Source organism: Fluoribacter gormanii, from assembly GCF_900156395.1.
GTDB classification, from domain to species: Bacteria; Pseudomonadota; Gammaproteobacteria; order Legionellales; family Legionellaceae; genus Legionella; species Legionella gormanii.
This window is the reverse complement of sequence record NZ_FTNL01000001.1, coordinates 69,620-95,705: the sequence shown is the minus strand read 5'-3', so window position 1 is coordinate 95,705 and position 26,086 is coordinate 69,620. Positions and strand designations below refer to the sequence as shown.

The following is a 26,086-nucleotide window of genomic DNA, read 5'->3' as shown; positions in this document are numbered from 1 at the left end:
TGACTCTAAATCGCTAAGGATAACTCCTCTTGTCTCTGCCAGCAATAGATTATTGTTGGAATAAGCGACGAAGTTGAATAAATAGTATAAAAATGAGAAAAATTGAACAAAAAATTAGAGCTGGATACTCATGCCAAATGATCCATGGAGTAAAACCTTCTGCTGGAAATATATTACTTTGCAGTAGTCCGGCGCTAAATGGAGGAAGACTTTCTACTATATCCCCATTTGAATCAATAACAGAAGATAGACCATCGTTATTGACGACTACTTGATATCGACCGGTAAGCAAAGAAAGTATTTGAGCCATTTGTAATTGTTGGTAACTGGCCAATGAGTGTCCAAACCATCCATTATCACTAATTGAAACGATCCATTGGGCTTTGGGCATTTGTTCACGTAAAATATGGGGATAGGCAATCTCATAACAAATAAGACTCGCTATTGGATGATTTTCAATGCGAATTAGAGACTGCTTTCTTTTTCCTGGTAATAAATTGGGTTCTGGTAAATTCAGCCAATGATTAATTGCAACAAGAGGTTTGGGAATGTACTCTCCGAAAGGAACCAGTTGGCGCTTAAGTTTTTTTCCTTTAGCTTGCCCAAGTGTAATTACTGAATTGTAATAATTAGTTTCATTATCATCTGTTGGCTGTAAAATGCCTACCATAAGTGCGCTGTTGGCTTTCAATGCCTTGTTGTTCAGTTTTTGCAAATATTTATCTAAATAACTTGCAGGAAGTGGTATAGCCGACTCTGGCAAAATAATTAATTGTTTTCCCAGGAGCTTATTAATTCCATTCTCATAATACTTTAATAAATTCCAAAATAAAGCTTCATCCCATTTATCGCGCATGGATAAATTCGCTTGAATAGCGCCAATACTAACGGGTTCTTTTTTGATATACGACCATGAAATATTTTTGCACAGCATTGGACTTATAATAATTAATACGATAACGATTAGATAGAGATAACGTTTTTGAGAGTTTTGTGAAACAGCTAAAGTGAGTAATGTTGAAACAAAGATGCATACCAAACTTAGTCCATAAACGCCTAAAATAGGCGCGATATATTTAATGGGGGTATCAATGAGGATGGTACCCACTTGTAACCAGGGAAATCCCGTAAATAAAGTAGCACGACAATATTCACTCAAACACCATAAAACACAGAAAAGAGTTAAGGACAGTAGTTTTCGATTTTTTAATTCAAGTGATTTATACAGATAAGCAACAAGGGCAGGGAAGAGTGCAAGATATGCAATGAAAATTAAAGTTACTAACCCTGCGAAGAAATAATTGAGCTGACCATAGTCATGAATACTGACTATGACCCAGGATACTCCAAAACCGAAATAGCCAGTTCCATAAAAAAAACCTAGAGAAAAACCTTGTTTTATCGAGCAATTTTGCAGGCTCGAATAGAGAAACGCCAGACTTAACAACGTCAATCCTGGGACATGAAAAGGTGCGAAACCAAAGGGCGCAAGCAGACCTGCTATAAATACAAAAAAATATTTAACATAGCCAAGACGAATTGAAGAGTTTATTGGAATGGAATTGGCTAAAGCAGTTTGCTTCATGGCTGTTAAAAAATTATAAAACGATAAGATAATTGAGTCCTTTATTCAGGTCAAGAATTAGTGGAATATTTTATTATTTTGTTACTTCCTGACTTGGTTGATGGCAATGGAGTCCCGGGTTAATTTCGCGTATATTTCCCGGGTTCTGCTGCACTTCAACCAAGCTACAATTTACTTTATTATTTTTTCAGAACATAAGTTCCAGGTGCATCACAAATCGGCCTTAAATCCTTTTCAGGATTGCCTAGAGCAGGTGGTTTCTTTTTAGGACCGGAATGCTCTTTAAGCCATTTTTCCCATGCAGGCCACCAAGAGTCTTTAAAATGCGGGGCTCTTTCTAGCCAAACTTCGGGTGCTAAATGTTTATCATCTAATTTATGAGTGAGCATTTGGTAACTGCGTCCAGGATCGCCAGGCTCATTAATAATCCCGGTGTTATGTCCTGCGTTAGTCAATACAAAGGTAATATCACTATCTGTGAAGTAATGAATTTTATAAACGGATTTCCAAGGTGCTATATGATCTTTTATAGTACTTACTGAAAAAATTGGCACAGTGATGTCGGCGAGATTAATATTTTCATCAAGAATTTTAAAACGTCCTTCAACTAAGTCATTATTTAAAAACAAACGGCGCAAATACTCGCTATGCATTTTGTAGGGCATTCTAGTAGTATCATAATCCCATGCCATTAAGTCACTTACTTTCTGTCGTTTACCTAATAAATAATCATAAACTACACGGGACCAAATGAGATCTATGGACCTTAACATGCTAAACGCACCAGCCATCTGCGAACCTTCTAAATAACCTTTTTCCCACATGATATCTTCAATGTAGGTGAGTTGGTTTTCGTCAATAAATAACTGCAGTTCGCCAGCATCCTGAAAATCGGTTTGTGCTGCAAATAAAGTCATTGTTTTTAATCGGTCGTCATTTTTAGCTGCCATTTTTGCAGCAACCATAGTTAATAAAGTGCCACCGATACAATAACCAACTGTATGAATTTTTTCCTCCGGAATAATTTGATTAATTGCATTTAAAGCATCCATCACTCCATGTATTGCGTAATCGGAAAAATCTAAGTCTCTATCTTCAGAGGTTGGATTTTTCCAGGAAATCATAAATACAGTATGTCCTTTATCCACCAGGAATTTCACCATCGAATTATTAGGCGACAGATCAAGTATGTAATACTTCATGATCCAGGCTGGAATGATTAAGATCGGTTCAGGATGAACTGTTGCTGTTGTTGGTTCATATTGGATAAGCTCTATTAAATTATTTCTATAAATGACTTTACCAGGTGTTACTGCTAAGTTCGTTCCTACCTTATATTGCTCACTGCCTGCGGGCGGTTTATTATTCAGATACCTGATGATGTCATCAATAAAATTATTCCACCCGTTGATAAAATTCATGCCCTGTTCATTGATTGAGGCAGCAATGATTTCTGGGTTCATTCCAGGAATATTCGACGGAGCAAAAATGTCCAAAATTTGACGTGTTACAAAATTAACAATATTTTCGTGATGTTTAGAAACCCCACGAAGTTGAGTTGTTGCATTATCCCACCATTCTTCAGTTAATAAAAATGATTGACTGTATATATTGAATGGAAATTGAGACCAAGCTTCATTTTGGAAACGATGATCGGTTTGGCGGACTTCGATACAAGGTTCGCATTTATCCTGGCTTTGTAGCTGAACATATAATAAGAACTGCCCCAGTTTTTTGAGTGCATTTTTGTTCAAATCAACTCGTTGCGCAGGTGAAAAAAGCAAATAAATTAACCAGTCCGCAAAAGACATCATCAGCGCTCCTGGTGATAACCAGTTGCACAATTGGCTGATTGTAGCGTGAAATAGTTTATCGAAATTTAGTCCTTCATAGTCACTTTTTTCTGATTTGGATAATAAGGAATCTTCAGTTTTGGGGGGGGATTTTGGAGACTTCCTTTTTGATTCATTCATGACAACTCCCTTTGCTAATTCAAGATTTTTTTTAATATAGTCCTTTTAAGAATTATGCATCAAAAAATGGAATAACACGATTCTTAAAAATTGATATTTTATATGCATATAGTTTAGGGAATACTATTCAACTCCCAAGATTTTGTGTAGGATGATTGCGTTTTATAATGGGAGAGGGATTAAATGTATAATGTAATGATTACTGGCGCAGGGAAAATTGGTAGCTTAATCGCTTGTTTATTATCAGAAAGCGGTTCTTACCAGATCCATTTAGTTGATATTGATTTTAGTGGATCCGATGTAAAAAGGCTGTTGGAAGCAGTACCCAAAATTAAAACAGTAGCCTTGGATGTTCAAGATAAACAGTCAACCCAAGCGTATATGGAAAAGAATGATATCGTGGCGGTTATTTCTAGTCTTCCATATTTTTTAAATACTTATGTTGCTGAAGCTGCAAAAGCTGCCAAAGCACATTACTTTGATCTTACGGAAGATACAGCTGTAACTGAAGCAGTAAAAGCGATAGCGCTTGATGCAGAAACGGCGTTTGTTCCTCAATGCGGATTAGCTCCCGGATTTATCAGCATCGCTGCAAATAGCCTCATGCAAGAGTTTGAAGAGTGTCATCATGTGAAATTGCGTGTAGGAGCTCTTCCTCAAAATGCAAACAACGCACTGCAATATTCATTAACCTGGTCCACTGATGGAGTTATTAATGAGTATGGCAATCCATGTTATGCGATTAAATATGGAAAAGCAGTAACCTTAGCACCTTTAGAAGGATTAGAAACCATTCAAATCGATGGGTGTGAATATGAAGCGTTTAATACCTCTGGCGGACTGGGGAGTTTGGCTGAGATGCACGCTGGTAAAGTACAAACCATGAATTATAAAACAATGCGTTATCCTGGCCATTGCTCAAAGATGCGTTTATTAATGAATGACTTGCGATTAAACCAAGATAGGCCTACGTTAAAACGTATTCTGGAAAATGCGATTCCTAAAACTTACCAAGATCTGGTGATTGTTTATGTTTCTGTTGAAGGAATGAAACGAGGTGAGCTGACAGAAAAAAATTATGTGAAGAAGATTTATCCTGAAGAAATTTGTGGCCTGGAATGGTCAGCAATTCAAATAAGTACTGCTTCTGGTGTTTGCTCAGTAGTTGATTTAGTGCTCGGACAAGAAAATGAATATAAGGGATTAGTTTTACAAGAAAAATTCCATTTGTCAGCAGTGCTGGAAAATCGTTTTGGCCGCTATTACGCATAACTTGAAAGTATTGTGGATATTGTTCCCGGGTTGTGATTTATTGTACCCGGGGTACTATGGAGATAAGTAATGGATATATTAAAACGCCTGAAAATTCATGCAGTTAATCCTGGCGCCTTCAGTGGGCAAGGTTGGCAAAGTGGAATTCATGAGCATAAGTTAATCTCTTATAATCCAGCCAATAGTGAAAAACTTGCTGAGATAGCAACGTGCACTATGAGTGATTACGAAGAGATAATGACCCGTGCTGAATATGCTGCCCATGAGTGGAGAAAAGTCCCTGCTCCTAAAAGAGGGGAGATCATCAGACAGATTGGTCAAGCCTTGCGTGATCATAAAGATGCGTTAGGTAGTTTAGTCTCCTTAGAAATGGGTAAGTCCAAACAAGAAGGGGATGGCGAAGTTCAGGAAATGATTGATATAGCTGATTTCGCAGTAGGCCAATCTCGGATGTTATATGGTAATTCCATGCATTCTGAACGTCCACAACATAGAATGTATGAACAGTGGCACCCATACGGTATTGTTGGTGTTATTTCTGCATTTAACTTTCCTGTTGCAGTATGGTCCTGGAATGCTTTTTTGGCTGCTATCTGTGGGAATGTGACATTGTGGAAGCCATCAGCAAAGACCCCTCTATGTGCTGTAGCTGTTCAGCATATTTGCAATGATGTGTTAAGAGCTAATGGCTGTCCCGAAATATTCAGTTTAGTAATTCCAGAGAGTCAGGATGTGGTTGAGGCAATGGTGAATGACAAACGGATACCACTTATTTCATTTACTGGTTCAACTGCAGTAGGTAAAGAGGTTGCAGCTAAGGTTGCTGCTCGATTAGGCAAGACTATTCTGGAGTTAGGTGGTAACAACGCAATTATTGTCGATGAGACGGCTGATCTTCATTTAGCAATTCCGGCTATTGTTTTTGGGGCAGTAGGCACAGCGGGTCAACGATGTACTTCTACGCGACGTTTGTTTATTCATCACTCCAAATACGATTATGTTGTTGAACGTTTACGTTTTGCCTATGAGCAAATCACAATTGGTGATCCTTTAGATAAGAAAAATTTAATGGGACCACTGATTGATAAACAAGCTGTTGATCAATTTAATCGTGCAATAGCTCGCATTAAAGAAGCGGGCGGTCGAATTATCTTTGGTGGTGAGCCAGTTCATAGACCAGGCTTCTTTGTCGAACCTACCTTAGTATGTGATGTAAAAAATCATTGGGAGATTGTTCAAGAGGAAACATTTGCACCCATTTTATATGTAATGTCTTTTCAGACAATCGATGAAGCGATTGCTTTACAAAATCATGTACCACAAGGATTGTCTTCTGCCATGTTTACTCAAAATTTAAAAAATGCAGAACACTTTTTAAGTGCCTGGGGAAGTGATTGCGGTATCGCCAATATTAATATTGGCACTTCAGGTGCTGAAATTGGCGGCGCATTTGGTGGAGAAAAAGAAACAGGCGGTGGGCGGGAGTCTGGTTCTGATTCTTGGAAGGCGTATATGCGTCGACAGACCAATACAATAAATTGGGGAAATGAATTACCGTTAGCTCAAGGTATTCGGTTTGATTTGGCTTGATTTAAGTAGCAAGTGTAACCTGGGTGAAGCGAAGCATAACCCAGGCAATTTTCATGTTTCATGAACCCGGGTTATGCTTCGCTTCACCCAGGCTACTTTAACGAGGAAAAAAGAATGCAGGGATCTTTTTTTATAAAAAAAGTCGCAGTTCTGGGGGCTGGCGTTATGGGCGCGCAAATTGCAGCGCACTGCGTTAATGCTGGTATAGAAACCTTACTCTATGATTTGGCATCTAAAGAAGGAAATGCAAATGCGTTGATTGATAAAGCAATAGCCAACTTAGGGAAGCTAAAACCTGCGCCACTTGCTACAGCTCAAACTGCAACATTGTTGCAATCGCGAAATTATGATGAACATCTTGCTGATTTGGCCTCATGCGATTTAGTTATAGAAGCAATTGCTGAGCGCTTGGACTGGAAGGAAGATTTATACAAGCGTATTTCCCCATTTTTGACTGAACATTCTATTTTGGTCAGTAATACCTCCGGTTTGAGTATTAATTCATTATGTTCCGTTTTACCTGAAGCACATAGAAAAAATTTTTGTGGCGTTCATTTTTTTAATCCTCCACGTTACATGCATCTTGCGGAACTTATTCCTGCTAAAACAACTAATAAGGAATTAGTAGATAAGCTTGAGACTTGGCTGACTCGTTATTTAGGTAAAGGAGTTGTGCGCGCCAAAGATACGCCTAATTTTATTGGTAATCGCATTGGTGTATTTTCTCTTTTAACTACATTGCACCATGCATTTGCTATGAATATGGGATTGGATGAAGTGGATGCATTAACTGGTCCCTTGTTAGGAAGACCCAAATCGGCCACTTTTCGTACCATGGATGTTGTTGGCCTAGACACTATGCAACATGTAATCCATACAATGCAGCAACAGTTACAAGATGATCCATGGCATCACAGTTTTAATTTACCTGAATGGCTCACTAATCTAATTAAGGATGGCCATTTAGGGCAGAAAACAGGTCAAGGTATTTATAGAAAGAATGGCAAAATTATTGAAGTATATGATATTAAATCAGCACAATATCGTCCAGCTCAACCGGTCGTGAGTGATGAGTTAAAAGGGATTATGGGTAATCCAGATCCTGCTGTACGGATGCAAAATCTAATGACTTCCAAGAACAAGCAAGCACAGTTCTTGGCAGCCTGCTTCAGGGATTTATTTCACTACTGTGCCTATCATCTTGAGACAATTGCAGATAATGTCAGAGACGTTGACTTGGCAATTCGTTGGGGGTTTGGTTGGGTACAAGGGCCATTTGAAACGTGGCAATTAGCTGATTTGGCAATAATGACTCAGTACATTAATCAGTCTATAAACGAAAAATCCTCTCTTAGTTCGGCTCAACTGCCTGGATGGCTTTTTGAGATCAATGCCTTTTATACTGAAAAGGGCGCTTATTCTCCTCAAATCAATGATTACCAACCTCGAAGCCAATTGCCAGTTTATCAGCGTCAATTTTTCACTGATCGAGTCATTAAAGAATCAGCGCATCCTACACCCGTAATTTATGAAAATGATGGTGTCAGTTTATGGCATTTACAAGATGATGTTGCTGTAGTGAATTTCAAAAGCAAAGCGAATACTGTGGGACAATCAGTTCTTGATGGTCTGGAAGCTGCTATAGAAATTGCAGAGAAACAATGTCGAGGGTTAATTATTTATCAAAAAGATGCGACTAATTTCTGTTCGGGCGCTGATTTGCGCGGTGTCCTTAATTTAATTAAGGAAAACAAAATGCAGGCTTTGGACGCTATGATCGCCCAGTTTCAACGTGTCGCTTTACGCTTGAAATACAGTTCTATTCCAACAGTTGCAGCAGTAAGAGGGCGTGCTCTTGGCGGCGGTTGTGAGTTAATGATGCATTGTGATGCTGTGGCTGCTGCTTTTGAAGCTTACCCAGGTCTGGTTGAATTTGGTGTTGGAGTAATACCTGCAGGTGGTGGATGTAAGGAAATGGCAATGCGGGCGGCACATCTGGCACCTAAAGGCGATTTAATGACAATAATCCAAAATTACTACCAACAAATTGCTACAGCACAAGTTGCCGGTTCGGCGGTTGATGCAATACAAATGGGGTATTTACGCAATATGGACAGCTATGTCATGAATGCTGATGAAGTACTCTATGTAGCATTGGCAAAAGTTAATTTCATGCATGCAGAAAATTACCAACCCCCTTTAAAGAAACAGTTTCAAGTTGCTGGTATTGAAGGTAAAGCGCGATTGCAAGCCGGTTTGGTGAATTGGCTTGAGGGTGGATTTATTTCTCAGCATGATTATTTCATCGCCACTGAGTTAGCAACTGTACTTTGCGGTGGTAACCTCAATCAAAATACGTTTGTAGACGAGAATTGGATGCTTAAGTTAGAGCGTGAAGCCTTTATTACTCTTGCCGCAACACCATTAACCCAAGCACGGATTAGTCATTTACTAGAGACTGGAAAGCCATTACGTAACTAAGGGAGATTTGAAATGACTAATGTATATATTGTTGACGCATTACGTACTCCAGTAGGTAAAGCACCACGTGGGGTATTTAAAAATACATTGCCAGATGATTTATTGGCTCATGTGATCAGAGATTTAATGAAACGCAATCCATCAGTGGATCATCAACAAATAGGGGATATTGTAATCGGATGTGCAATGCCAGAGGCTGAGCAAGGTATGAATGTGGCACGTATTGCATCATTACTGGCTGATCTACCTCAATCTGTTCCTGCAATGACTATCAATCGCTTTTGTTCCTCTGGAGTACAAAGCATTGCTACCGCTGCAGGTGCTATACGTAGTGGTGATATGCATTTGGCTCTTGCGGGCGGTGTTGAAAGTATGTCTATGGTGCCTCTAGGCGGAAACAAATACACAGCAAATCCTGTTATCTTCAATAATGAAGATGTTGCCATTGCTTATGGGATGGGCATTACAGCTGAGAATGTAGCAAAGCGCTGGCAGGTTTCGCGAGAGCAGCAAGATGAATTTGCTGCTGAGAGTCATAAAAAAGCGGTAGAAGCCCAGCAACGTGGTGACTTTAAAGCTGAAATCAGTCCGGTAGAAATTACCATACGACAGGCTGATTTAGAAACTGATACAGCACTAATTAAAAAGAAATGGGTGAGTGATGATGAAGGACCAAGAGCTGATACTTCATATGATGTTATTTCTAAATTAAAGCCCGTTTTTTCTGTAAAAGGAACAGTTACGGCAGGAAATAGCTCACAGACCAGTGATGGTGCAGGCATCGCACTTTTAGCCAGTGAACAAGCGTTGCATCAATATGATTTAAAACCAATTGGGCGTTTACTAAGTTATGCTGTAGCCGGTGTTCCTCCTGAAATTATGGGAATTGGTCCTATCGAGGCAATTCCTATTGCTTTAAAGCGAGCAGGTCTTACTTTAGATCAGCTGGATTGGATAGAACTTAATGAGGCATTTGCCGCTCAAGCTTTGGCGGTAATCAAAGAGCTTGATCTTCCTCGAACCAAGGTGAATCCTTTAGGAGGAGCTATTGCTTTAGGCCATCCCTTAGGTGCTACAGGTGCAATAAGAACAGCTACTTTATTGCATGGATTAAGAAGAACAAAAGGACGATATGGTATGGTAACCATGTGCATTGGTACAGGCATGGGGGCTGCTGCAATATTTGAAGCTTTATAGTTTCTAATTTCTTTATCCTGGGTGATGGCTTGCGCCTTTGCCCAGACTATAGTCTGTTCATTTTACGAATCACCACACAAGCAAAACCCGAGTTACGTTTTGCCGTAACTCAGGCTAGTGTTTCAGAAAGGATTTTTAAATAAGATGTTGCTTAGTTTTTATCGCGGAATATAATGCGGCCTTTAGTTAAGTCATAGGGAGTTAATTCGACCTTAACTTTATCGCCAGTCAAAATTCTAATGTAATTCTTACGCATACGACCAGAAATGTGAGCAGTGATAACATGTCCATTTTCTAATTCAACACGAAACATGGTGTTGGGTAAGGTATCAATAACCGTACCAGCCATTTCTATATGATCTTCTTTTGCCATAGGTCTCTCAGTGATGTACCAAATTTATAAAGTTTATTATGTGTGATTATATACTTACAGCGTGTATACTGCACTAAAATAAAGAAAATGGCAATCAAAGGCCAGCAAAATTTAACTATTTATCGCTCTATTATTGACTTTTTTGTCCAACTCTGAGGTCAACTAACCTCAACATAAGTTATTCCAGCCTATTTTATTGCTAAGTTAAGGGTATTCTCAATCAAGAATGCATTACTGACGTAATCAACATAGTGTCTTTCTTTGCTGGCTTGTTCACGACTGGGCCTAATAAGTCCTTGCATATTAAACTCGTTTTTTTGTAATTCATAACTGAGTCCTTTAATCAGCTCAGGCGTACCATTTTGTTCGAATAATGTTTTTGCGGTATTAATAAAGCTTTGCATTTCTTCATCAAATTGTGCTTTAGCATGTATATATTTTGCTTTTACCTCGAGTGTCTCGGTAAATGCAGGTTCTTTAGGGGGTTTAGGTACTGTTTTCCAGCCATCATTAGTTAACCCAAATCGAAGATTCTTCACCATTTCATGTTCTTGAGAGTAATATGAGACAGTTATAAACCCTCCCGAATTATCCCTTATTAAAAAAACAGATTTCGTTTCCTTTTTTGTCGCACCATTGTGTTCCAAAATATCATGTAATTGATTGCAACTAAGTGATCGAAAAATAACAGGCACTTTAGACTCTGGTTCATTATTTTGTTTTGACTCCATAGGGCAATACTCCGAGTTCTTTAATAAAATAAATTACCAATTATTGAAGCCATATTGAGATGAAATGGTAATAGTCTATCTATATGGATAATAATAGTACACTGTTGTTACTATTTGAAATCTTAAGTGACGTTCCATGAACCTTTTTTTGTAGGATGCTCTAAAGACTGATAGAGCATATGAAGAAACTCTCTTCGATCAATAATTTTGGCACCTAAACTTTGTAAATGAGTTGTCGGAATTTGGCAATCAATAAAATCATAATTCCATTCATTCATTGTTCTGCATAAGTAGTAAAATGCAATTTTCGACGCATCTGTCATTTTATGGAACATAGATTCCCCAAAAAAGGCATGACCTAAACTTAGGCCATATAAGCCTCCGACAAGTTCGTTTTCGTACCATATTTCAAAGGAATGAGCATAGCCCATAGTGTGTAACTGACTATAGGCTGCGATCATCTCTTTAGTTATCCAGGTATTATTGATTCGATTAATACACGTAGCACATGCCGTAATTACCTGTTTAAATGCGGTGTCCATCGTAAATCTGAAGGGTTTTTTTAATGATTTTTGCAAGCTTCGAGACAATTTAAATTCTGTAGGAATCAATATGAGTCTTGGATTTGGAGACCACCAGAGAATAGGTGTTCCTGGCTCATACCACGGAAAAATTCCTTGTCTATAAGCTTGGAGAATGCGTTGGGGCGATAAGTCACCTCCAATAAATAACAATCCTTGGTCATCACTAGTTTCCGGATTTGGAAAGAAGTGGATTTCATTATAATTCAACTCAAACTCCTCAATTTATCTGGAACATTTCTCTTATAAATCTTTTTTATTCTACAATTATTATAAGCGAGAATTGGAGGAAGCAATTGGACTTTCTGTATAGTTTGGGCAATATTTTAATGCTTCTCAGCCTCTGTTTCAGAAAAGTGCTCTTCATCCGCACCATCTTCATATTATCTGATTTATCATTTTTACTTTATGGAGCATTAGCTGATGTGCCCCCAGTTGCATATTGGGCTATTGCTTCGTTAATTATTAATTTTGTACAGATAGGTATTTTGTTAAGAGATTTGATGCCTAAAGTTTTGCCTTATGATTTACAACAAATAAAAGATTTATTTTTTGTAAGTATGCAAACCAGTGACTTTATTCGTCTGATTAAATTAAGTGAACGAGGTACTTCTAGAAACAAAAAAATATTAATCAAGGGGGCACCAGTAGAAAATTTAATGTTGATTACTAAAGGACAGGTTTATATTGAGGTAGATGAAGCGATTATTGAGGTGGGCCCATATCATTTTATTGGTGAGATGAGTTATTTTAGAGATGGAAAGGCCAGTACTACGATCTACGCACGAGAGCCTGTAGATTACTTATCCTGGAGTTATTCCGATTTGCGTCGCTTACAAGAAAATAAACCTCCACTATTTATGAAAATGGTAGAAGCTATGGGGAAAGATATTATATTGAAAATGCTGAATCAAAATAAAGCATCAAAGGTATTATAAGTCAGGTTTCAATTTAGTGGCAGTGAAGCAGGTTCTATTTTATCAACCAACTTCACTGTACCTGATTTTAATCAGACCTAATTTTTAAAATTCAAATCTAGATATTGTTCTACGTCAAGAGCAGCCATACAACCAAAACCAGCAGAAGTAATGGCTTGTCGGTACACATGGTCCGCTACATCACCGCAGGCAAATACCCCGGGAATGGATGTACTGGTGGCCATGCCTTCCAGCCCTGATTTAATGACAATATAACCATTATTCATAAGAAGCTGATCTTTAAATAAATCAGTATTAGGTGTATGACCTATAGCAATAAATACTCCGTCTACATTTAATAATTCCTTTGAGTCATTCTGTACATTGCGAATTAAGGCACCAGTTACTTTTTTACCATCACCAACAACTTCATCAAGGGTAGAGTTCCATATTACTTTAATATTGCCAGTACGCGTTTTTTCGAAGAGTTTATCCTGAAGAATTTTTTCGGCACGTAGACTGTCGCGTCGATGTATTAACGTTACTGAAGAGGCCAGGTTAGATAAATACAGCGCTTCTTCAACCGCAGTATTTCCTCCACCAATAACACAAACTGTTTTGTTGCGGTAAAAAAAACCATCGCAAGTAGCACAGGCGGAAACTCCGCGACCTTGATAAGCTGTTTCAGATTCCAATCCCAAATAACGTGCAGAAGCTCCTGTAGCAATGATAAGAGCATCGCAAGTATAAGTGTCACTATCACCATGAAGTATAAAAGGTGCTTGTGTCAAATTTGCTTTAACAATATGATCAAAAATAATTTGTGTTTCAAAGCGTTCAGCATGTTTTTGCATGCGCTCCATCAGGGCGGGGCCTTGTAATCCCTCAATATCGCCAGGCCAGTTATCTACATCTGTTGTGGTCGTTAATTGACCTCCTGGCTGCATGCCAGTGATTAAAACGGGATGAAGATTGGCTCTTGCAGCATAGACTGCAGCAGTGTAACCTGCTGGTCCTGAACCTAATATGATTAAGCGGTGATGATTGCTTGAGCTCATTCTCTCTGCCTTCCTTAATATTTTGATATTTTGTGTTAAGATGGCGAATATTATGACAAAAACAAAGATATGAAAATACCTATGGAAAAACAACATTCGGGAAAAAAATCTGGTCTTTCTAAAAAACACTTACCTAACTATGTTGTAAAGCGACTTAGCGAAGGTAGTTTTATATTGATTTTAACAAGTGCATTCTTTGTGCTCTTGTCTTTGCTGTCTTATAAGAACAGTGACCCAGGGTTTTCACATGCTTCACGTGCCGGGACTGTTGTTGCCAATTCAGGTGGAAAAGTAGGGGCTTATATCGCTGATGCTCTTTATTTTGCATTCGGGTATTTTGCCTATTTGGTACCCATCGCTTTTGCTTATCTTTCATGGGCTTTATTGCATGATGTTCATACCTTAAAAATTCTTGATAAACGAGTCTTATTGCTTCGTTCTATTGGTCTGATGCTTATGTTTGCTGGTGGGTGTGGTTTATTAAGCCTTGAAGCGGAAATGGGGCAATTATACTTCATTCATGGTCCCGGAGGATTTATAGGACAAGCTGTGGGTGGTGGTTGGTATCAAATGCTGAATTTACATGGAGCAAGCCTGGTTCTGTTGGCCATGCTTTTGGTGGGGACTACGTGGTTAACCGGCTTATCCTGGATTAAGGCCGTCGAGCTCATTGGATTTTATACCTTATCCACTACAAATTACTTTTCTAAGACAATACAAAAAGTAGTGCAGTTTTTTAATACTAAAGTTGTGCGATCCCAGTCAAAAGAAATTACCAAAATACCTCGTGAAAAACCTGCTCCTAAATTATTTAAACCAAGAGTAGAGAAAGAAAAAGAGATGGTTACTCCTCCTGCTTTAGTTGGCAATGAAATAAAAGCTGAAATTGTTAAACCAGAAACTAATAAAACTGAAATTATTAAACCGGAAATTGTTAAACCTGCTAAAGAAGTGAAAGAAATTCGTATACCCAAAGTTAGTACTTCAGGTGAACTGCCCTCTTTAAGTTTATTGGATAAAGGAGAACCTGGTAAACCCATGGGTGGGTATACACATCAAGAGTTAGAGAATTTATCACGAGAAGTAGAGCAACATTTATTAGATTTTGGTATTCAGGCTGGAGTGGTTGCGGTACACCCGGGACCTGTAGTAACACGTTTTGAGTTGCAACTGGCCGCAGGTGTTAAAGTAAGTAAGTTGACTGCTTTGGCTAAAGATCTGGCTCGCTCTCTATCTGTCATCTCAGTTCGTGTTGTCGAAGTAATTCCAGGTAAAACTGTGGTTGGATTGGAATTACCCAATCATTCACGAGAAACCGTTCGATTATCAGATGTTTTATTGGCGGATGTATACCAACACGCCCATTCACCGATTTCTTTATCTTTAGGTGTAGATATTGCCGGTCATCCTGTAGTAGTTGATTTAGCAAAAATGCCTCATTTATTGGTAGCTGGAACAACAGGATCCGGGAAATCAGTTGGTATCAATGCAATGATTCTAAGTATCTTGTTTAAGGCGACTCCAGATCAGGTACGGTTGATTATGGTTGATCCCAAGATGCTCGAGTTATCAGTTTACGATGGCATTCCTCATCTCCTAACTCCTGTTGTTACTGATATGAAAGAAGCTGCTAGCGCCTTACGTTGGTGCGTTGAGGAGATGGAGCGACGTTATAAATTGATGGCGGCTATGGGTGTAAGGAATTTGGCTGGATTCAACACTAAAGTCGCTGAAGGAATCGCCAATGGCCAACCTTTCGTTAATCCTTTATGGAAGCCAGTTGACTCGATGGATGAATCTGCTCCACTGTTGGAGTCTTTGCCTTATATTGTTGTCGTGATTGATGAGCTTGCTGACATGATGATGGTTGTGGGTAAGAAAGTAGAGCAGTTAATTGCACGTATTGCTCAAAAAGCTCGAGCTGCAGGTATTCATATGATTCTTGCTACTCAAAGACCTTCTGTGGATGTTTTGACAGGTTTAATTAAGTCAAATATTCCAACACGAATTTCGTTTCAAGTTTCGTCAAAAATTGATTCTCGTACTATATTAGATCAACAAGGTGCCGAACAATTATTAGGTCATGGGGATATGCTCTATTTGGCTCCTGGAAGCGGCGCACCGTTACGAGTTCATGGTGCATTCGTTGATGACAAAGAGGTACATCGTATTGCGGATGACTGGCGTGCTCGCGGAGAGCCTGATTATATTGATGATATTTTAAAATTGACTGGTGATGGCAATGAAGGTGGCTCTGATGAGGATGGACAATCTGCAGAAGATGATGATCCTCTTTATGACCAAGCAGTAGAATTCGTTATTCAGACACGCAAAGCGAGTATTTCTGCAGTTCAACGACGTTTGAAAATAGGTTACAACCGTGCTGCACGAATGGTTGAGGAAATGGAGCGTACCGGGATAGTGGGTCCATTAGATGGTGGTTATCGAGATGTCTTAGTATCATCCGTAACGGAGGATTAGTTATGAAAAAAATATTAATAGCATTGCTCTTAAGCATTTCTACTGCAGGGTTTAGTGAAACTCCTGATGTATTGTTACAGACCAAATTAAATAGTATTCGTTCAATGACCGCTGTTTTCAAGCAATCTGTAAAAGCAAAACATCGAGTAGTGTCTCGTTCATCAGGAACTATGGCATTACAGAGACCTGGTCGATTTCGTTGGCAAACTTTGCAGCCAATGGCGCAATTAATGGTAGCCGATGGACAAAAAATTTGGGTTTATGATAAGGACTTAGAGCAAGTCACTGTTAAAACACAAAAAAAAGGTTTAGGTGGGACCGCTGCTTTATTCTTAAGTGGCTATGACGATACTGTTACCCGAGATTTTACTGTGACTCAGAGTAATATGGGTAATGAAATTGTTTTTGATTTAAAATCAAAATCGCCTAAAGCCAATTTCCAACGAATAAAATTAGTATTTCGGCAAAATAGCTTAACTGGATTGGAGTTATACGATCAATTAGGCCAAGTCACTACGGTCCAATTATCTCAAATTAAATTAAACCCTAAATTGGCTACTGGTTTGTTTCAGTTCAAAACGCCAAAAGGGGTTGATGTGGTACAGCAATGAGTTTGTTTGAGACAAAGCCTACGCCACCACTAGCGGAGCTCTTAAGACCCAGAAGCCTGGATGAGGTGATTGGTCAGAGTCATTTATTGGGAGAAGGGAAGTCTTTGCGGCTCAGTTTTGCGGCTAAAAAACTTCATTCGATGATTCTATGGGGACCACCAGGTGTTGGCAAGACAACAATTGCTCGAATTACTGCGGAAGCTTTTGATTGCGAATGGATAGCGCTTTCTGCCGTGTTTTCAGGGGTTAAGGACATTCGCGCAGCAATCGAAAAAGCACAAGAAAACCTATACCTAGATAAACATACCATATTGTTTATTGATGAAATTCATCGTTTTAACAAAGCCCAACAAGATGCATTATTGCCATATACTGAATCTGGTTTAGTAACCTTTATAGGTGCTACTACAGAAAATCCTTCTTTCGAAGTAAATTCAGCTTTATTATCACGTGCTCAGGTATATGTTTTAAAATCATTGACAGATGAAGAGTTAAAACGATTATTTCATAAGGCGTATCAGGCTGTTTTCTCCCATATTCAATTTGATGACGATGCTATAGAAATACTTACTGGATTTGCTGATGGTGATGCAAGACGATTTTTAAATTGTCTTGAGCAATTACATACGGCATGTACTGCAATGAATAATACACATGTAACTAAAAAATTTGTCATAAATTCATTGGCAGAGCAGGTCAGGCGTTTTGATAAAAGTGGTGATAATTTTTACGATCAAATTTCTGCATTACACAAATCTGTTCGGGGTTCTAATCCTGATGCATCACTATACTGGTTATGCCGTATGCTGGATGGAGGGGTGGATCCCCGTTATTTGGCACGACGCATTGTAAGGATGGCTTGGGAAGATATCGGTTTGGCTGATCCACGGGCTCTCCAAATTGCAAACGATGCTGCAATAACTTATGAGAGGCTAGGCTCTCCCGAGGGAGAACTTGCTCTCGGAGAAGCGGTCATTTATTTGTCAATTGCTGCAAAAAGTAACGCAGCATATGTTGCTTTTAATCAAGCGATGGATTTTGTAAAACGAGATAAATCTCGAGAAGTGCCAGTTCATTTGCGCAACGCACCTACTCGTTTAATGAAAAATCTCGGACATGGAAAAGAGTATCGTTATGCACATGATGAACCACATGCTTATGCTGCTGGAGAGCATTATTTACCTGATGACATGCAAGAGCCTGGTTGGTATAAACCAGCCCCTCGTGGTTTGGAAATAAAAATTGCAGAGAAGCTTGCATTTCTAAAATCACTTGATGAAAAAAAGCAAGAATCTAAGCCTGGTTGAGTTGTAGCCTGAGTACAGGCAGCGAAACCCGGGATTTGATGCGAATAAAACGCTTAATCCAGGTTTCGCCGTGTTGCACCCAGGCAACAATACTACAAGTGCAGTTTGAGTATTAAATGTTCCTTCGACCCCATATATTTTTCCTCTTAAAATTTACAATCCGAAATATTCCAACTTGACTCAATAATATCCGCTCCTGCTTCATCATGTCGACTGTAATTAAATACCAATGGTTTATCATAACTAAAAAAAGGCGCGTAAAAATTTTTATAAGCTACTTGGCCATCGGTAAGAAATACCGAACATGTATTGGGTAACAATTCTGCTACACTTTTGATGTTTTTATAGCGAGAGTTTTCACTAACGTAACTGTGATCAAAACCTAAAAACGCCAGGTAGGGCTCCTCATTGTTTTCTTTTTCAATAATTTTCGCTGCATTACCATTGAAACTATGAATTCTAAAGAGTTCGTCTCCATTCAAGTGTTTGATTTGAAAACTTTTAATACAGGATAAAATTGCTGGATAAGAGTCTAGGGCTACTACTCGAATCCCCGCTTTTTTTGCTGCTTTTACTATATCAGTGTAACCGGAAAATCCACATCCACTTGCTACATCTTTGAAATATAGATAGGCCGCTAACTCGGGTGGAAGTTCTTCACTAGAGTTATTAAAATATGCATCCAGCAATTTTTGATGACGATCATAGAAAAGAAACTCAAAAAATAAGGTTTTTATTCCTAATTGTTTAAAGTACTCTAGATTTTCAACAAGAAATTTTTTAGGAAATTTGTGGTGATGAATTTCACCTAAGAAGATTCCTTTAGGAAGTGTTTTTTTATTTTTCAACTCTTCAAATGATTTTTTTAATGCTTCTTTTCTTTGTGGCACTGAGAAATAAGAATGTGATGCTTGTGAAAAACTCCAGCCAGAATGAGAATAATTGGTTTGTTGTGCAATTTCAACGGACAACTGGCGTAACCAATTAATTTCAGATACATATTCTGCCGCCGATTTATTATGCCAAAGACGGTAGCTGTTGCCATCCCAACTGGATGCAAAAGGTTTTTAGGTAAGATGAAGTTGTAGTTTTTCATCAAAATCAGTATAGGTGATTAAAACCTCCAGTTCATCTGGATAGTAGTCAAAATGAATTTGTCGCTTCTCATTATCAAAATAAATTTTGATGCTTTCTCGTGAAAAGCCTTTTTTGACTAAAGCGTCAATTAACTCCTGATAACATTGCTTGATGATTGGATAATTGATTTCATCAATTGATTCACTGTTTATCCCTTTTAAAATGCATATACTCATGAATAAGCCCTCTAATTTTAGTAAAGGCGCTTTGTTGAAATTATATCCTGAACATTGGTATTGAGTTTGCGGAGAGGTTATAGCGCCAGATTCAACTGCACATACCCAACCTGAAAAACAATGTTCAGGTTGCTCATGCACATATTCATATTGCGACGCATAATTGGCATAAAACTACTATTTTGATTAATTTAATATCAATATTATTATCATGGTTAATATTTCTTGTCAATAAAATAAGCAATGTTGATTTAAGTAATTAATTGCATGATTTTAAATGTATTTTCATTTTATTCTAAATTTGCTACAGTGATCTAATTAATTATAATAATTTCATCCAGTATGCATTATTCTAATTACCAAACATGTGCCGTAAGGCCACAAATACCTCTTTCTGAGTGGGATATCTTATCCAGTTTGCCAACAGCTTTGGTAATTATCAATTCTCAAGGGCGAATTGTGTGGTTAAATCCACCTGCTGAAGCAATGTTGGGATATGGATTGCTCGACTCCCTATGGTTGGATGTGATTTTACGTGCTTTTGTTCCTCGCGCTGATGATGGGCATGAGGTTTCCCTCGCGGATGGGCGTCGAGTCCACGTAGCAATCGCGACTTTGGATAGTTTGCCAGGTATATTAGTCAGTTTAACTGATATAACTGCCACTCGAGATTATGAGAAAGCTAAAGAAAATGAAAAGCGTTTGGTTTCAATTGGTACCATGACTGCGCAACTTGCACATCAAATCAGAACACCATTGGCTTCAGCGATGTTGTATACAGAACATTTAAATAATCTTCCCGATTTAGAAGTGCGTACCCAAAATTGGATTCATCGATTGCAAGAATGCCATACCAGCATTGAGCAGCAAATCCAGGACTTATTGCTATTTGCGCGTGGTACTACAATAGAGCCAACGCGCATGGATATGAATTATTGGTGTTCTTTGTTAGTGCAACGTGCTCAGCCTTATGTATTGGCTAACAATGTTTCCTTCAATGTGAATAATCAACTGTCTACTCGTGAATCATTAATTCATGCAGAATCATTAATTGGTGCTGTTTTAAACTTGGTGATCAATTCATTGCAATCAGATGCAACAGAAATTAATTTAACACTTGCATCTATAGATAATTCAGGTATACAAATATCAGTAGAGGACAATGGTAAAGGAATGACGGAAGAGGTGAGAAACCAAGCGTTTTCTCCTTTTTATACTACAAAAGCCCAAGGTAATGGTTTGGGCTTAGCAGTTGTTTATGCGGTAGTAAAAGCACATGGTGGACGACTGAGTTTAGAATCCGCTGAGGGAGTTGGTACACAAGTTAATTTGTTTTTGCCGTAAAAATGTTGAGTTGTCATCCTGAATATGGCAAAGTGCTTCTGATTTAACTTAGATTAAATTTCATGAAGTGCTCTGACAGGCTCAGGATGATATCCTTTTTATAACAATTAGAAAAAGGACTTTTCTATGAGTCATGTATTAATCGTTGAAGATGATCCAGTATTAAGAGAAGCGCTGGCTGAAACAATGACTATTGCTGGCCATACATATATTACCGCTAAAGATGGCAAGGAGGCTTTGGCCCTTCTAGAAATCCATAATCCATCAGTAGTATTAACGGATATTCGCATGGATGAACTGGATGGAAATCAATTGCTTGCAGAGATCCAAAAAAGAAGACTTGGATTGCCTGTGATTTTGATGACCGCTTATGGATCAGTACAGGATGCAGTTAATGCGCTTCATCATGGTGCGGTAGACTATTTACAAAAGCCATTCAGCGCTCAAGTATTGACTGAAAAAATCAACCAATACATCAAAGTAGAGTTTGATGAAGATACTGGTGATCCCATTGCAAAAGATCCTAAAAGTCAGGCCTTGTTAACTATGGCATTAAAAGTAGCTCAATCGGATGTTGGCGTGATGATAAGTGGCGAGAGTGGAACGGGTAAGGAGGTTTTGGCCCATTTTATACATGATCATTCTCCCCGAAAAAAGCAACCTTTTATTGCCATCAATTGTGCTGCAATTCCTGAACAAATGCTCGAGGCGACTTTGTTTGGTTATGAAAAGGGTTCATTTACTGGAGCTTACAAATCCACTCCTGGAAAATTTGAACAAGCGCAGGGAGGAACTTTGCTTCTTGATGAAGTGAGCGAAATGCCTTTAAGCCTGCAAGCTAAATTACTTCGTGTTTTACAAGAGAAAGAAGTAGAGCGTATCGGTGCTAATAAAACAATTAGTTTGGATGTTCGCATTTTAGCTACTACGAACAGACAACTTAAAGATGAAGTAAAGGCTGGTCGTTTTAGGGAAGATTTATTTTATCGTTTGAATGTTTTCCCTTTACAGTGGCACCCTTTACGTGAAAGAAAGAACGACATCATTCCATTGGCTAATTATCTGATTCGTAAACACTGTCACCATAAACAGCCCGTGGTTCCGGTGATTTGTCCAGCAGCTCAGAAACTTATGTTGGCGTATCCATGGCCAGGGAATGCGCGTGAGTTAGATAATGTGATTCAACGCGCTTTAGTTTTACAAACTCAAGGCATTATAGAAGCAGAGCATTTACAATTGTCATTAACAGCTACATTGGTTCCGGAAACTACTCCAGGTGCTAACAGTAAAAATTTACAAATCCATGAATTCGAATTAATCGAAAAAACATTACTGGAGAATGAAGGAAATAGACAGAAAGTAGCTGCTTTATTAGGTGTAAGTGAGCGTACACTACGCTATAAATTAGCAAAAATGCGCGAAGAAGGTTATACAGTATAAAAATTTTTTGCGGCCTGGGTACTTGGTGGCCTGCGATAAAGGAAAAACCATAACTGCGGATTAAGCGATTTTATTGGCATCGAGAATCCGCGGGTAATCGTTAAAATGGATAAAACACCGAATAATGAGGTAAATAGGGATATGAGTGAAATTAATACAGTCAACTTACTAAATCAGATCAAAACAATGTCTGCTAAAGCTGAAGGATCAGTTATTGAGACAGAAGCAAATCAATCTCCTTTTGGCTCGGTTTTCCAACAAGCTATGAACCAAGTCAGTGACTTAAACCAATCTGCTGATTCTTTAAAAACCCGTTTTGAAATGGGGGATCCTAATGTAAGTCTAGGGGAAGTTATGATAGCAACCCAAAAATCGAATTTGGGGCTTGAAGCTACTGTTCGAGTTCGTAACAAAGTGGTACAAGCATATCAAGACATTATGAATATGCCAGTATAATTAGGAGTTTAATATGGCATTGGCTGATAGTGCATCAACAGTCGCAGCAAAATTTGCGAATCTCTCTATTGCTCGACAAATTGGTTTATTAGTAGGTGTAGCTGCCAGTATTGCAATTGGTTTAGCTGTTGTTTTATGGTCTCGCGATCCGAATTACGTTCCCTTATATACCCAAATGAATGCACGGGACGCTGCTGAGGTAGTATCTGCTCTTGAACGTAATGGAATTGATTTTAAGATTGATAATAGCAATAGCATGATTATGGTTGCGGCTGATAATCTGCAAAATGCACGCCTTAAATTGGCAATGGAAGGATTGCCTCGTGATCCGGTTGGTTCAGAAGAACTTTTTTCCAATGCTAATGCATTTAATAGCAGCCAATTTATGGAGAATGCGCGTTATAAACAAGCTCTAGAGGCTGAGCTAGCTCGTACTATAAGTAAGTTTAATGATATCAAATCAGCTCGAGTTCATTTAGCAATTCCACGCGAGTCAGCTTTCGTTCGCGATGCTCATGAGCCCAGCGCTTCAGTTTTCCTTGATGTCTATTCTGGTTTAGAACTTAAAAAACATACAATTGCAGCAATTGTGAATTTAGTTGCATCTAGTATTCCAAATTTATCTGCAAGTCGGGTGACAGTTGTCGATCAGGATGGGCAATTGCTAAATGAAGGTGGGGGGCAAACCTTTTTTACAGATACAGAGCGATATTTAGACTATAGGCAAAATTTGGAACATCAATATGCTCAAAAAATTCAGGATATTTTAACGCCAATACTTGGTTATGGGCGAGTTAGGGCAAAAGTTTCTGCTGATATTGACTTTACAAGTTACGAACAAACACAAGAAATGTTTAATCCCGAACTACCCTCTTTGCGTAGCGAGCAAACAATGGAGGAAAAACGAAGTTCCTCAAGTGATGCTGTGGGAGTTCCAGGCACTTTATCTAATACACCACAATCGAATCCTGCTCTTGCAGCCAAGAATGCTCCTCCTAAAAATGGACCACCTCAAACGCAAACAGCATCGGATACAAATCAATCCACAGATTTGCGTACGCAAAGCACCAAAAATTTCGAGTTGGATAAAACGGTTAGTCATACTAAAAATCAACCGGGGACCATTAAACGACTCTCTGTTGCAGTTTTAGTAGATAACCGAGCGGTCATGGATGAGAAAACTAAAAAAATGACCAAAACTCCTTTGACCCCAAAGGAAATTGATCAAATCAAATTGCTTGTTGCAGATGCAATTGGGTTAAATATACAGCGTGGTGATAGTTTGAATGTAATCAATACTAGTTTCGTTAAACCCGATCCTGTCGCAGCTATTCCTGAGGAGCGTTTTTGGCAGAAAGACATTTTCTGGTCCATAGTGAAGCAGGCAGTAGCTGCGTTATTTGTTCTTGCTTTAATTTTTGGCGTACTTAGACCGATGCTTAAAACCCTTGCCAGCAATCGAAATGAGGGTAAAGTCGAGAGTGATGAACAGCCTATAGGGGATTTAACTTACGAAGGAACAATCTCAATCAAAGATGCAAATGATTATGAGTCACAATTAAATTTATTACGGCAGGTTGTGGATAAAGAACCCAAACGTGTTGCACAGGTAGTTAAAAATTGGGTTGATCGGGGGTAACTATGGATGGAATAGAGCGTGCGGCCATCTTGCTATTGAGTATGGGCGAAAAAAATGCTGCTGAAGTATTAAGACATCTGGAGCCGAGGCAAGTACAAAAAGTTGGTGTCGCAATGTCGACGCTAAGTAATGTTACCAAGGCAAAAATGGAAAATGTATTGGTTGAGTTTACCCATGCTATTGGAGAACAAACGAGCTTAACAGTAGATACTGAGCATTATTTACGTACAGTACTCATTGAAGCTTTAGGACTGGAAAAAGCGACTCCATTCATTGACCGAATTTTGGTTTCTGATAAAGACAGTGGGCTCAATCGCTTAAAATGGTTGGATGGCCGATTAATTGCTGATGTAATTCGAAACGAACACCCTCAAATTATTGCTACCATATTAATTCATTTGGATAGTGAACAAGCAGCTGAAGTAGTGCGTTATTTTAGCGTTGATAAACGCTCGGAAGTATTATTGCGTATGTGCAATATTGATACAGTAAAACCAGAGGCCATCTCAGAGCTTGGACAAGTCATAGAAAAACAACTCAGTGGCCAAAAAGTAAGTAAAACCGCCTCTGTAGGAGGAATAAAAAGTGTCGCTGATGTAATTAACTATTTTGATGGTGCAATGGAAGAAGAAGTATTAAATAAAATTAAAGATTGGGATGAAGAGTTAAGCGAAAAAATCAGAGATAAAATGTTTGTTTTTGAAAACCTGGTTGATATGGATGATCGAAGCATGCAAACGTTATTGCGTGATGTGACACCTGAGCAATTAAAACTGGCTTTAAAAGGTACCACGGAGCCGACCAAAGAAAAAATATTCTCCAATATGTCTAAACGCGCTGCTGATTTATTGCGTGAAGACATTGAACTACAAGGTCCTGTGAAAGTTGTTGATGTAGAGCGTGCTCAGCGTGATATTCTGGGTATAGCAAAAAGCCTTGCAGAAGACGGTAAGATTGCTCTGGGATCCAAAGGTGGCGATGATATGATTTAATAGTTTTTCAGTGCAACAAACTTGAGTTTTTTTCTTTAGTTTTATCGCATCAGGGCTTCATTTTATGGTTGGATATGATTTTCAGGATGATAAGTATATGTCGGATGAATTTGAGCCTTACCTCAAGAACAAAGAGAGTAATAGTGGGTTTAGCGCCTGGGAATATGAGTCAATAGCTAATAATGAAGCAAAAGTAGAAATTAATGAAGAGGAGCTTTTTCTCGCCGAATGTGAACGCCTAAAGCAAGAGGCTATAAAAAAAGGCTATACAGAAGGCATGCAACAAGCACAAGCCGACATTGACGAAAAAAGAAAGCAGTTTTTACGATGGTTTGATCTATTACAAAATCCAGTAAAGCTACTGGACGAACAAGTTACGCAAGAAATTATTCAAACTGTAATTTGGTTAAGCCAGCATTGTATTGGGGTTGAGTTATCTGTTAATCCTGAACAGTTAAAAAATTTACTCAATGCTATCAAATTAGAGTTGCCTTCGTTACACGCTAACAAAATATTTGCTATGCATCCAGATGATGTGGCCTGGGTTAAAAGTGAGTTTGGAGAAAAGGAAATACCAGGTTTGCAAGAGATTTTGGTAGCAGACCCTTTATTGAGCCGTGGCGATTTTTATTTAAAGGGTGAACACAGTGAATTGGATGGTCGAGTATATACCCGTTTAGCGACTTTATTTACAAAGTATATTACACAAGACAATCTGATTGCTCCCATAAAAGATCAGGATTAG

Annotated in this window: 22 protein-coding genes; 14 read left to right on the top strand and 8 right to left on the bottom strand. The window is 38.6% G+C overall.

Going from position 1 to position 26,086, the window contains the following annotated elements; genetic code table 11:
* Positions 1-49: 49 nt before the first annotated feature.
* Together lnt and BW930_RS00405 are read right to left on the bottom strand one after the other, a co-directional pair.
* A complete protein-coding gene (gene lnt / locus BW930_RS00410) occupies positions 50-1,585 on the bottom strand; it encodes an apolipoprotein N-acyltransferase (RefSeq protein ID WP_058467965.1) in 1,536 nt (511 codons plus the stop codon).
* A 179-nt stretch (positions 1,586-1,764) separates the two neighbouring features.
* Positions 1,765-3,558 carry a PHA/PHB synthase family protein gene (locus BW930_RS00405; protein WP_058467966.1) on the bottom strand — a complete coding sequence of 598 codons (1,794 nt, stop codon included), beginning with the start codon at positions 3,556-3,558 and terminating at the stop codon, positions 1,765-1,767.
* Positions 3,559-3,741: 183 nt separating this feature from the next.
* On the opposite strand from BW930_RS00405, the gene BW930_RS00400 reads away from it, so the two are divergent.
* The 4 genes from BW930_RS00400 to BW930_RS00385 all read left to right on the top strand — a co-directional run bounded on the left by BW930_RS00400 (position 3,742) and on the right by BW930_RS00385 (position 10,098).
* Positions 3,742-4,830 carry a saccharopine dehydrogenase family protein gene (locus tag BW930_RS00400; protein WP_058467967.1) on the top strand — a complete coding sequence of 363 codons (1,089 nt, stop codon included), beginning with the start codon at positions 3,742-3,744 and terminating at the stop codon, positions 4,828-4,830.
* A gap of 69 nt (positions 4,831-4,899) precedes the next feature.
* A complete protein-coding gene (gene amaB, locus BW930_RS00395; protein ID WP_058467968.1) occupies positions 4,900-6,420 on the top strand; it encodes an L-piperidine-6-carboxylate dehydrogenase in 1,521 nt (506 codons plus the stop codon).
* Positions 6,421-6,534: 114 nt separating this feature from the next.
* Positions 6,535-8,901, top strand: a complete 2,367-nt coding sequence (locus BW930_RS00390; RefSeq protein ID WP_058467969.1) for a 3-hydroxyacyl-CoA dehydrogenase/enoyl-CoA hydratase family protein — start codon at positions 6,535-6,537, stop codon at positions 8,899-8,901.
* Between the two features lie 12 nt (positions 8,902-8,913).
* Positions 8,914-10,098, top strand: coding sequence for an acetyl-CoA C-acyltransferase (locus tag BW930_RS00385; protein ID WP_058467970.1), 1,185 nt, complete (start codon positions 8,914-8,916; stop codon positions 10,096-10,098).
* Positions 10,099-10,249: 151 nt separating this feature from the next.
* Here BW930_RS00385 and infA read toward each other — a convergent pair whose 3' ends face one another.
* The 3 genes from infA to aat form a co-directional block, all read right to left on the bottom strand.
* Positions 10,250-10,471, bottom strand: a complete 222-nt coding sequence (infA, locus tag BW930_RS00380) for a translation initiation factor IF-1 (protein ID WP_019233117.1) — start codon at positions 10,469-10,471, stop codon at positions 10,250-10,252.
* Positions 10,472-10,659: 188 nt separating this feature from the next.
* The gene (locus BW930_RS00375) at positions 10,660-11,202 is read right to left on the bottom strand and encodes a hypothetical protein (protein ID WP_058467971.1); all 543 of its coding nucleotides are present in this window, start codon (positions 11,200-11,202) and stop codon (positions 10,660-10,662) included.
* Positions 11,203-11,324: 122 nt separating this feature from the next.
* Positions 11,325-11,993, bottom strand: coding sequence for a leucyl/phenylalanyl-tRNA--protein transferase (gene aat / locus BW930_RS00370; protein WP_058467972.1), 669 nt, complete (start codon positions 11,991-11,993; stop codon positions 11,325-11,327).
* Positions 11,994-12,208: 215 nt separating this feature from the next.
* Between aat and BW930_RS00365 the strand changes: the two genes are divergently transcribed.
* Complete coding sequence (locus tag BW930_RS00365; protein WP_238587857.1) at positions 12,209-12,721, top strand: Crp/Fnr family transcriptional regulator; 513 nt, start codon at positions 12,209-12,211, stop codon at positions 12,719-12,721.
* A gap of 77 nt (positions 12,722-12,798) precedes the next feature.
* Here BW930_RS00365 and trxB read toward each other — a convergent pair whose 3' ends face one another.
* Positions 12,799-13,758 (bottom strand): thioredoxin-disulfide reductase, encoded by a 960-nt coding sequence (gene trxB, locus BW930_RS00360; RefSeq protein ID WP_058467974.1) that lies wholly within the window; start codon positions 13,756-13,758, stop codon positions 12,799-12,801.
* A gap of 81 nt (positions 13,759-13,839) precedes the next feature.
* Here trxB and BW930_RS00355 point away from each other — a divergent pair, with 81 nt between their 5' ends.
* Genes BW930_RS00355 through BW930_RS00345 form a run of 3 tightly spaced genes read left to right on the top strand, consistent with a single transcriptional unit; the run spans position 13,840 to position 18,157 of the window.
* Positions 13,840-16,239 (top strand): DNA translocase FtsK, encoded by a 2,400-nt coding sequence (locus BW930_RS00355; RefSeq protein ID WP_058467975.1) that lies wholly within the window; start codon positions 13,840-13,842, stop codon positions 16,237-16,239.
* A 2-nt stretch (positions 16,240-16,241) separates the two neighbouring features.
* Positions 16,242-16,850: an outer membrane lipoprotein periplasmic chaperone LolA gene (gene lolA / locus BW930_RS00350; protein WP_058467976.1), complete on the top strand. Its 609-nt coding sequence runs from the start codon at positions 16,242-16,244 to the stop codon at positions 16,848-16,850.
* Positions 16,847-18,157, top strand: a complete 1,311-nt coding sequence (locus tag BW930_RS00345) for a replication-associated recombination protein A (RefSeq protein ID WP_058467977.1) — start codon at positions 16,847-16,849, stop codon at positions 18,155-18,157. The genes lolA and BW930_RS00345 overlap by 4 nt, the downstream gene beginning before the upstream one ends.
* Positions 18,158-18,303: 146 nt before the next feature.
* Here the strand turns inward: BW930_RS00345 and BW930_RS00340 are convergent, their stop codons facing one another.
* Positions 18,304-19,128, bottom strand: coding sequence for a ChaN family lipoprotein (locus BW930_RS00340; protein WP_058467978.1), 825 nt, complete (start codon positions 19,126-19,128; stop codon positions 18,304-18,306).
* A 96-nt stretch (positions 19,129-19,224) separates the two neighbouring features.
* Positions 19,225-19,470 carry a hypothetical protein gene (locus tag BW930_RS16885; RefSeq protein ID WP_131756827.1) on the bottom strand — a complete coding sequence of 82 codons (246 nt, stop codon included), beginning with the start codon at positions 19,468-19,470 and terminating at the stop codon, positions 19,225-19,227.
* A 342-nt stretch (positions 19,471-19,812) separates the two neighbouring features.
* On the opposite strand from BW930_RS16885, the gene BW930_RS00330 reads away from it, so the two are divergent.
* From BW930_RS00330 to BW930_RS00305, 6 genes are all read left to right on the top strand, one after another.
* Positions 19,813-20,814, top strand: coding sequence for a sensor histidine kinase (locus BW930_RS00330; RefSeq protein WP_058467980.1), 1,002 nt, complete (start codon positions 19,813-19,815; stop codon positions 20,812-20,814).
* A 126-nt stretch (positions 20,815-20,940) separates the two neighbouring features.
* Complete coding sequence (locus BW930_RS00325; protein WP_058467981.1) at positions 20,941-22,254, top strand: sigma-54-dependent transcriptional regulator; 1,314 nt, start codon at positions 20,941-20,943, stop codon at positions 22,252-22,254.
* Between the two features lie 141 nt (positions 22,255-22,395).
* A complete protein-coding gene (gene fliE / locus BW930_RS00320) occupies positions 22,396-22,710 on the top strand; it encodes a flagellar hook-basal body complex protein FliE (protein ID WP_058467982.1) in 315 nt (104 codons plus the stop codon).
* A 13-nt stretch (positions 22,711-22,723) separates the two neighbouring features.
* Positions 22,724-24,349, top strand: a complete 1,626-nt coding sequence (gene fliF / locus BW930_RS00315) for a flagellar basal-body MS-ring/collar protein FliF (protein ID WP_058467983.1) — start codon at positions 22,724-22,726, stop codon at positions 24,347-24,349.
* 2 nt (positions 24,350-24,351) lie between these two features.
* The gene (fliG, locus tag BW930_RS00310; RefSeq protein ID WP_058467984.1) at positions 24,352-25,341 is read left to right on the top strand and encodes a flagellar motor switch protein FliG; all 990 of its coding nucleotides are present in this window, start codon (positions 24,352-24,354) and stop codon (positions 25,339-25,341) included.
* 97 nt (positions 25,342-25,438) lie between these two features.
* Positions 25,439-26,086 (top strand): flagellar assembly protein FliH, encoded by a 648-nt coding sequence (locus tag BW930_RS00305; RefSeq protein WP_058467985.1) that lies wholly within the window; start codon positions 25,439-25,441, stop codon positions 26,084-26,086.